We start from the raw sequence: 7501 nt of genomic DNA, 5'->3' as shown, positions 1-7501 counted from the left end.
GGCTCACGGTCTTCAAGATCAGGGGCCCAACGGCCTCCGTCCCGCAATCACAATGACAGACTTTCGATACACAGGGGACCACTCGCTTGCAGAGGGGCGCCGTTGCGCCAGGTCTTCGCGGCAAGCACCTGTCCGGTGCAGACCGGTCTAAAGAAGACAATACTCATCACTCTGCAAGCGAGTAGGCCCCGGGTCTTCGCTTCGCTGCGCCCGGGGTGACGCCCTGTGTGCTGGCCCAATGCGGCCTGCTCAGTGGAGCCGCCTGCCGGGATAGGTGGCGTCTGCTGTCTTTCTTGCATGCGCCCCTGCCACAGTACGGCGAGCGCGAAACACCCTCAACCCCTTGCTGCTCAAGGCTTTCTGCCGGTCCCGCCTGCAGATGGCAAAAAAACCGGCAAAAGCCGAAATTGCCTCTTGCGGGGGTCGGGCCCCTTGTCTATGTTCCGCGCCACTTGAGACCACGTTTGACGTGTGCCGCGGAGAGGTGCCGGAGTGGTTGAACGGGACGGTCTCGAAAACCGTTGTGCGGGCAACCGTACCGTGGGTTCGAATCCCACCCTCTCCGCCATTATCCTCTGAGCAGCTAAAAAACGCCCTTAGCAATAAGCTATGCAGCCCCATAGGTTTGGGATAGCGGCAGTCAGAGTACTTGCGTGTAAGCTTAAAGTTTGTCTCTGGCCCGGTTAATTAAATTTTCCGGTTTGCTTTCCTGTTAGCGGGCCTTGGTCGTTCCTATGACGGGGATTACGCGCCGCTCCTTGATCAGATAATTGGCGTCTCCGGCACACGATCCTGTGCAGAAGTGCAGTTACTTCCGAGTCATCGCCAACCTTTTGGTTCGCCTTCACAAAAAGCGGAATCACTTCGCGCTACCGGCTGCAGGGCCAAGCAGCCGCACCGCATCGGAGATGCGCGGGGCGATGTCCCATGCAGGCAGTGGCTCGAGCAGTCCCAATGTCATCTGCCGCAGCGGTTCGGCAATCGTGGCCGAGAGCAGCAGGTCGGCGACCCTCTCCGCAGGGATTGGCAACTGGACCCGACCTGCCCGATCCTGTTGGTCTAGCCATCGCGCCAACGCTGTACGCGATTGCTGAATACCATTGGCATTGTAACTTGCTAGAAATCGACTACGAAGATCAGCATCGCTGGCCAGCATCCTGAACAAGCCGACAGCATCCCGGCTCAGGACGGCATGGGCAATCTCAGACAGGATATGCCCCAGAGCTGCCCCGAAGTCTGCCGGGTCGGTTTCAAATCGCGGGAAAATGGGTGCAATCCAACTGTTCACGAGCAGACCAATCAGGTCCGCACGGCTACTGGCAAACCGGTACAGCGTTTTCTTTGCGATTCCGGCTTCCGCTGCAACGCTCTCCATTGTCATCGCCGCGGCCCCGCCGCTGGACAGGAGACGTTGTGCTGCGGCGACAATGCGTTCCTGGACAACAGCCTCTGGGACCGCAGGCCGGCCACGGCTTCGTCGTTCGAGTTCCACGTCAAATTCCTTTTCGCTTGACACCTAGGGTGATGCGCAATAGGTCAAATTAAGAAACGATATGCGTTTCTTAATTTTATGGAGGTTGCAATGGCACCGCTTCTGGATCGCTTTGATAAAACGTCTCTGCAACTCGACGCAATGCTGGTACCCGCCCCTTTGCGCATTGAGACCGGCATCGAGCGCCTGACTGGCGACGTATTGCGTGTCGAGGTTCGCACCGAGCTTGCGAACTGCAACGGCAAGATGCTGGATTGGTGGTTCAAAGAATTTGATACTACTCAACATTTGCTGTTGTGGCATCCTACTGATCACGTCGAACACGGTGGCTGGAACTCGCAATGGCAAAAGGCAAAAAACTACGTCGGAGCGACAATCAGGGCTGTGGAATCTTTGGGGGATATTCCTCCCGTCGCGGCGGTTATTCGCTTCCATGACCCAGTGGAAGCTTTCTCGTCCGATGCTTATGCTGCTGCACTCCAGTCAGGCAACGTATCGCTTGCAATTGCCGCAAGGATCGGGTTTGGCCATGATGTTGTGCTTGATCCTGACGGTGATCCGCAGCAAGGCGTAATGGTACACGTCTTGCGCGATACCCCATTCGGGGCGGTGCTAAGGAGCTGTTTTCTTCTTGCTCCGGTCGATGGACGCCCTGTTGCCGACGAAATCGGTCTTGGCCTTCTTCAGCATTGCTATAGCGAATTTGGCTACCTTTCGCGCTGCCTGCCATCGCTTTACTGGGCAGATCCGGCCAATCGCGAGGATGTCCCGCCTATGTGGTAATATTGGCGCTGTCCGCTTCACAGCATCCACCTCATTATGACCGGATCGACAGTGTCCTTCTGGTCTTCAGGGTGGCTGGACTTGTCAGCACAGATCTGACGGGCATCTGGATCAATAAATGGCTGAGCCTATTGGCTGGCCCGGCATCACCAGATTCAGATGCCCGGCAGTATACGTGTCGAGGCTGATGACGCTGGTGGCGGGGCTTTTGCGGAAGTCGACTGAGGCGGTGCCTTCGCCGGAAAGGTGCTGGATCTGGTCCATCCGCGGATTGATGAACTTAGTGTGGTGCATGCCGATGACGGGCGGAAAGCGGCTGCTCTCCGAAACGGCGAAGCGCATCTGTTCGGGCATGCGCCGTTCCTCCACCGCCTTTTTGTAGCTGAGCAGGATCAGCCGTTCCAGCCATACCGGACGCGACGTCTGTAAAGGGCCGCCTCAGTGAGGCTGGCCTTACGGCTGGCTTCAACGAATAGGAACCCCTTCACCGGATTGACGCAGGATGAAGGTGATTTGCGCTTCAGAGAACTTCGGCCCTTTCCCGGAGCTCACCTGCTCCGGCTCGATCGGCCACGATCCTGCCCTCTTCCAGCGTCACCACGCGATCTGCCAGATCGAGGATGCGCGGGTCGTGAGTGACCATCACTGTCGTGGTGCCGCGGGCGCGGCCGAGGTCCTTGAACAGGCGCACCGCCGCCATGCCGCTGATCTTGTCGAGCGCGGCCGTCGGCTCATCTGCAAAGATAATGTCGGGGTTCGACACCAGCGCCCGTGCGATGGCAACGCGCTGCTTCTGCCCGCCCGACAGGTTTGCTGGACGATAGTCCATCCGCTCCCCAAGACCCAGCAGTCTCAGAAGATGATCTGCCGCCTGCGTCTGCTTTGCCGTATCCCCCCTTCCATGGACCTGCAGGCCCATCATGACGTTCTGCCTGGCAGTCAGGCTGTCATGCAGGTTGTGGGCCTGGAAGATGAAGCCGAGGCGCCGGCGCATGCCGGTACGGCAGGTCTCGTCCGAACCGGATAGTTCCTCATCCAGCAAGCGGATCCTGCCAGCTTGCACCTCGCGCAGACACCCCATGATGGTCAGCAGCGTGGTCTTGCCCGAGCCCGACGGTCCCATGAGGATTGTCAGCGTTCCACGCCGGATCTCCAGGTTGATATCGAACAGGGCCTGTTTGCGGGCCTCGCCCTCACCGAAGAAGTGGTCGAGATTTCTGACTGAAATGGCTGCGTCTGTCATGGGGCCTCAGAACAGGTCGGCCGGCTGGGCGGCGGCGAGTTTGCGCATGGCCAGAACACCGGACAGGACGCAGGCAATGATCGTCCCGACGAAGACGGCAGCAGCCCGTTCAGGCGTCATGAAGATCGGGATGTTGGTGAGATATGCCAGTGACTGGTAGAAGAGCTGCGAAAACGCCAGACCCGGCCAGAAGCCAATGGCCGCAAGAATGATCGCTTCCTCGAGGATGATCCCGACGAAAAAGCCCTGGCGGAACCCCATTGCCTTGAACGTAGCGTACTCCCGGATATGGTCAGCGACATCGGCCGACAGCACCTGATAGGCGATCACGATCCCCACCACGACCCCGATGGCCACGCCGAAGGCAAAGATCAGACCGGTCGGACGCTCGGTCATCTGATAGCGGATCTCGTGCTCCATCGCTTCGCCCACCGTACGGATCCGGACCGTATCGGGCGGAAAGATCTGCGCCAGTTCTGCGGCAACCCGCCTGGGGTCGGCGCCTGGTGCAAGCGCCAGCAGAATGTGGCTTGGGGTGGCGGAGCTGCGCTGCGGAAACAGATGGAAAAACGTCTGATCCGAGACGAGGAAGACACCGTCACCGCCAAACCCGCCGCCGATCGACACGGTTCCAATTGCGCTGACCTGGCGGTTCTGTATCTCGAACGGGACCGGAGACTCTGGAGCCGCGCCAGCAAAGCTGCGCATGTCAACAAAACGCGTCAGCGTGTCGACAAGTGCCGTGTCGGGCAGGGACAGACTGATCAGTGGATCAGCCAGGGTGCCGTCGAAGAAAACCCCGGCATCCGGCGCTAAACCGAAGAACTGGATCGAAGACGATGCATCATGGCCGGAGATCCAGGTCGACCGGCCCATATAGATGGGCGTGCCGCCCGTTACGTCCGGGTGTACAAGCGCCTGGAACAGACGCTGACGCGGAAGAGTGGCGGCATCCGACAGGGTCTCTGTTTCTGCAGGGGACACGATCAGGAGGCCCGGCTGGAACAGCCTGTAGGGAATGGCGACCGATTCCGCCATGGACCCTGCGAGCCCCAATTGCACGAAGACGAGCACATTGGCGAAGGCGACACCGGCCAGGGCGGCCATCAACCGGCCCGGGCGATGCAAGAGCTGCAGATAGCCAATCGGCAGCCGGCCAAAGAGGCGGGTGAGCAAAGCCGTCATAGTCCGCTTCCTTCTTCGGATGCGTCTACGGCGGCTGAAATCCGGGCGATGACCTCAAGATGGACATAGCGCGCGGCGCGGACACTTGACGCCTCGTCCAGGGCAACCGTGACCAGAAGAATGCGCGCGTCGGTGTTGGCGGCCGGATCATCCGCAGTGATGTTCTGCCGCCCGACCAGTGTTCCAATGCGTGAAACAACCCCTGAGAGGGGTTCACTGCCCAACACTCCAGAGGTCAACGAAACAGACTGGCCGACCTCAACGCGGGGAACCATGGTCTGGAACACCTCGAGTTCAGCTTCCATCCGCGCTGTTTCTCCCATGCGCAGAAGTCCGTCTGCGGCAGGGCGTTCTCCGGCGCGCGCGGCCACTTCAATGATGGAGCCATCGCGCGGTGCGAGCACCCGTGCCCGGTCCAGATCACGCCGCGCCTGCTCGACCGCCGCTTCCGCCGCTGCGAGATCGGCCGTTGCTACAGCAATGTCGACCTGTTGACCGTCAGGGCCGGGCTGATGCCGTGTCAGCGACGCGCGCAACCGGTCAAGCTCAGCCCGTGACATGTCCACGGCACGATGGGCATCTTCTAAAGAAGCTTGTGTCCGGACCCCCCTGTCCAGAAGTGTGCCAGCCCGCGCCAGCTCACTCTCGGCCGCCGCGAGCGAGGCCTCGGCGCCTCTGATCTGCGCAAGAATTTCCGCTTTCGTTGCAGATGCCTGAACTTTGGTCTGGGCAAGAACAGCACGACGGATAGCCAGCGTACTTTCGGCGCTTGTCAGGGCCGCCTCAAAGACCGCGAGACTGTCCAGAACCGCCAGCACGTCGCCCTCAGCAACGGCATCCCCCTCGTCGACGAGGATCCGGTCAATACGGGCGTCGCCCGCGCCCTGCGGCAGCGCCACGGAAACCACCCCGCCAGCAGGTTGCAAGCGTCCGAGGGCAACAACGTCGCCCTTTGCCATTTTGGCGACGCGCTCAGGCGACGGCATGCGGTCAACAGCAAGCGCAATCGGCTGGCGCGCACCGGCACCGGGCTCAAGTGATGTCCAGGCGAAGATCGCCCGTACGGCTGGGCCCTGGAAATAGAGACCGCCAACCCCGCCGATGAGCAAGGTCAAAAACACGGTCAGGACCCTCAGAGACCAACGCGGCCGCCGCCGGATTGCGGGTTTCGGCGAAGACCGCTCCTTGCCGTTGTCGAGCAACGGCAAGGAGTTGGATTGGGCCACGTCTTCCGGGCGGTGAGTAGCCGGTTTCATCGGGCGAGCGCTTGCAGTTCTTGCTGGGTCACCAGGCCGTTCCGGTCCGCGTCGATCTGGTTGAAGGCCGTATCCTGGCGGCCAAATCGGACGACCTGCGCTGCCCTGCCAATGTTGTCTTGTGCGTTGAGCAACAGAAGATTGTTAAATTCGGTGCGAGACAGCGCCTTGTCGCCATTGGCATCTGCCTGGGCAAGGTTCTCAGCCAGTTTCTGTTTGTTGGCATCAGACATTGTCTGGGCCTGGACGCCAGACAGTGGCAAGGCGAGGAAAGTGGAAACGGCAAGGAACAGATGTGCCATTACATTGTATTTCATATCTCTAAATCTCCATTTTGCATGATTTGCAGGTAATTGGGTTTGTGAATGAATTACCGGGCAGCCACCTCCAGTTCGGCCCGGATCAGGACGCCGTCTCCGTTCCGGTCCGCCCGGCTGAACAACGGCGCTTCTCCATCAACGAACTCGCTCTGGCTGAGCCGGCCGTCGCCATCCGTGTCGAGATGGGTGATCGTCGCCAGTTGCGCTTTGGCGCGTCCGGCGGCGTTGCTGGGGAAGTCATCAACGGTGAGGAAGCCGTCACCGTTTCGGTCGATCTGCGGCCATCGCGCATCCTGGACCTTGCGGTACTCGGCCCGTGAGATTGAGCCGTCGCCGTTGAGATCGACCCGTTCGAAGTTGGCAAGAAGGTTCTGGACCAGGTCTTGCGGCTGCGCGGAGGCCTGGTACGCTCCCGCTGACATAACAAAGGCCATGATGATCAATCTGACCAAAGCGTTCCCCTTCCAGTGACGTGGCGTAGGTATTCCGGTCAAGGAGGCGAGGCACAGGTTACCGGTTAAACGTACGGGTGCCTGTAGACGTGCCGCCGAACGGACCCGAGCGGGTCATGTTGCAACTGCGGTCGTTGGCACTGCAGGTCCTGTTGCGGGAAGCGGTATTGCCGTAGCGGCCGGTTGTCTCACGCGTCGCGTTGCATTCACCGCCTGCGCAGTTGCGGGTCTGGCTCGTCGATCCACCGTAGATCCCTGTGGCCGCACGTGTCCCCGTGCAGCTGCCGTCGGCACAGGTCACATTCCGGCTGTATGATTCGACCCGCGGCGCGGCAGGGGCATAGGGACGGTAGTAGGATGACCACGACCCGTACCACGGCTGGGCCACGTAGTGGGTATTCCAATACACACGGTCATAGGTAACGACAGTCACGCCGACTGCAGGCGCAACAGCGGCGGACAGCACGACAGGTCCGCCCTTGTAGACAACCTGAATGTAGCTGGCGGAGACCCACCCCCGAAGCTGGCCGTAGGCGACGTCGCACCACGTGTAACTATTCACGCAACCATGGGTAACGATGCTGGCACCCTGCGGCACGACGGTCACGACCGGATAGCTCGTTGCAGGACCAGCGCGCAGGTTGACGTTTGCCCGCGACACCGCGACGGTGGAGGCTGACGCGGCCGTTATCCCGGCCATCAACACGGCCAGGACCACCACTATTCTCTTCAGCATGATCAACTCCATATCCGATGAACCTGATGTTCAT

9 protein-coding genes and 1 tRNA gene are annotated in these 7501 nt (G+C 60.4%); 2 read left to right on the top strand and 8 right to left on the bottom strand.

What is annotated here, in order from left to right; translation table 11 throughout:
• The first annotated feature begins 478 nt into the window (after nt 1-478).
• A tRNA-Ser gene (locus V6L75_RS20440) sits at nt 479-568 on the top strand.
• A 291-nt stretch (nt 569-859) separates the two neighbouring features.
• Here the strand turns inward: V6L75_RS20440 and V6L75_RS20435 are convergent.
• The gene (locus V6L75_RS20435; RefSeq protein ID WP_334253314.1) at nt 860-1492 is read right to left on the bottom strand and encodes a TetR/AcrR family transcriptional regulator; all 633 of its coding nucleotides are present in this window, start codon (nt 1490-1492) and stop codon (nt 860-862) included.
• A 90-nt stretch (nt 1493-1582) separates the two neighbouring features.
• On the opposite strand from V6L75_RS20435, the gene V6L75_RS20430 reads away from it, so the two are divergent.
• Nucleotides 1583-2275 (top strand): DAPG hydrolase family protein, encoded by a 693-nt coding sequence (locus tag V6L75_RS20430; protein ID WP_334253313.1) that lies wholly within the window; start codon nt 1583-1585, stop codon nt 2273-2275.
• A gap of 111 nt (nt 2276-2386) precedes the next feature.
• On the opposite strand, the gene V6L75_RS20425 is transcribed toward V6L75_RS20430, so the two are convergent.
• From V6L75_RS20425 to V6L75_RS20395, 7 genes are all read right to left on the bottom strand, one after another.
• Nucleotides 2387-2629 carry a hypothetical protein gene (locus V6L75_RS20425; RefSeq protein WP_334253312.1) on the bottom strand — a complete coding sequence of 81 codons (243 nt, stop codon included), beginning with the start codon at nt 2627-2629 and terminating at the stop codon, nt 2387-2389.
• 166 nt (nt 2630-2795) lie between these two features.
• Nucleotides 2796-3518 (bottom strand): ATP-binding cassette domain-containing protein, encoded by a 723-nt coding sequence (locus V6L75_RS20420; protein ID WP_334253311.1) that lies wholly within the window; start codon nt 3516-3518, stop codon nt 2796-2798.
• Between the two features lie 6 nt (nt 3519-3524).
• Nucleotides 3525-4703: an FtsX-like permease family protein gene (locus V6L75_RS20415; protein ID WP_334253310.1), complete on the bottom strand. Its 1179-nt coding sequence runs from the start codon at nt 4701-4703 to the stop codon at nt 3525-3527.
• Nucleotides 4700-5824, bottom strand: coding sequence for an HlyD family efflux transporter periplasmic adaptor subunit (locus V6L75_RS20410; protein WP_334253309.1), 1125 nt, complete (start codon nt 5822-5824; stop codon nt 4700-4702). Before V6L75_RS20410 ends, V6L75_RS20415 begins: the two co-directional genes overlap by 4 nt.
• A 131-nt stretch (nt 5825-5955) precedes the next feature.
• Nucleotides 5956-6261 carry an EF-hand domain-containing protein gene (locus V6L75_RS20405; RefSeq protein WP_334253308.1) on the bottom strand — a complete coding sequence of 102 codons (306 nt, stop codon included), beginning with the start codon at nt 6259-6261 and terminating at the stop codon, nt 5956-5958.
• 68 nt (nt 6262-6329) lie between these two features.
• The gene (locus V6L75_RS20400; protein ID WP_334253317.1) at nt 6330-6713 is read right to left on the bottom strand and encodes an EF-hand domain-containing protein; all 384 of its coding nucleotides are present in this window, start codon (nt 6711-6713) and stop codon (nt 6330-6332) included.
• A 76-nt stretch (nt 6714-6789) separates the two neighbouring features.
• Nucleotides 6790-7431: an SH3 domain-containing protein gene (locus tag V6L75_RS20395; protein WP_334253316.1), complete on the bottom strand. Its 642-nt coding sequence runs from the start codon at nt 7429-7431 to the stop codon at nt 6790-6792.
• Between the last annotated feature and the right edge of the window lie 70 nt (nt 7432-7501).

This window comes from Pannonibacter anstelovis, assembly GCF_036881715.1.
GTDB classification, from domain to species: domain Bacteria; phylum Pseudomonadota; class Alphaproteobacteria; order Rhizobiales; family Stappiaceae; genus Pannonibacter; species Pannonibacter anstelovis.
This window is presented reverse-complemented; position numbering and strand designations above follow the sequence as displayed.

Excerpts from the sequence above, each read along its gene's own strand:
- V6L75_RS20430 (WP_334253313.1), top strand. The coding sequence starts at position 1,583 with ATGGCACCGCTTCTGGATCGCTTTGATAAAACGTCTCTGCAACTCGAC.
- V6L75_RS20425 (WP_334253312.1), bottom strand. The coding sequence starts at position 2,629 with ATGCCCGAACAGATGCGCTTCGCCGTTTCGGAGAGCAGCCGCTTTCCG.
- V6L75_RS20420 (WP_334253311.1), bottom strand. The coding sequence starts at position 3,518 with ATGACAGACGCAGCCATTTCAGTCAGAAATCTCGACCACTTCTTCGGT.
- V6L75_RS20415 (WP_334253310.1), bottom strand. The coding sequence starts at position 4,703 with ATGACGGCTTTGCTCACCCGCCTCTTTGGCCGGCTGCCGATTGGCTAT.
- V6L75_RS20405 (WP_334253308.1), bottom strand. The coding sequence starts at position 6,261 with ATGGCACATCTGTTCCTTGCCGTTTCCACTTTCCTCGCCTTGCCACTG.
- V6L75_RS20400 (WP_334253317.1), bottom strand. The coding sequence starts at position 6,713 with ATGGCCTTTGTTATGTCAGCGGGAGCGTACCAGGCCTCCGCGCAGCCG.
- V6L75_RS20395 (WP_334253316.1), bottom strand. The coding sequence starts at position 7,431 with ATGGCCGGGATAACGGCCGCGTCAGCCTCCACCGTCGCGGTGTCGCGG.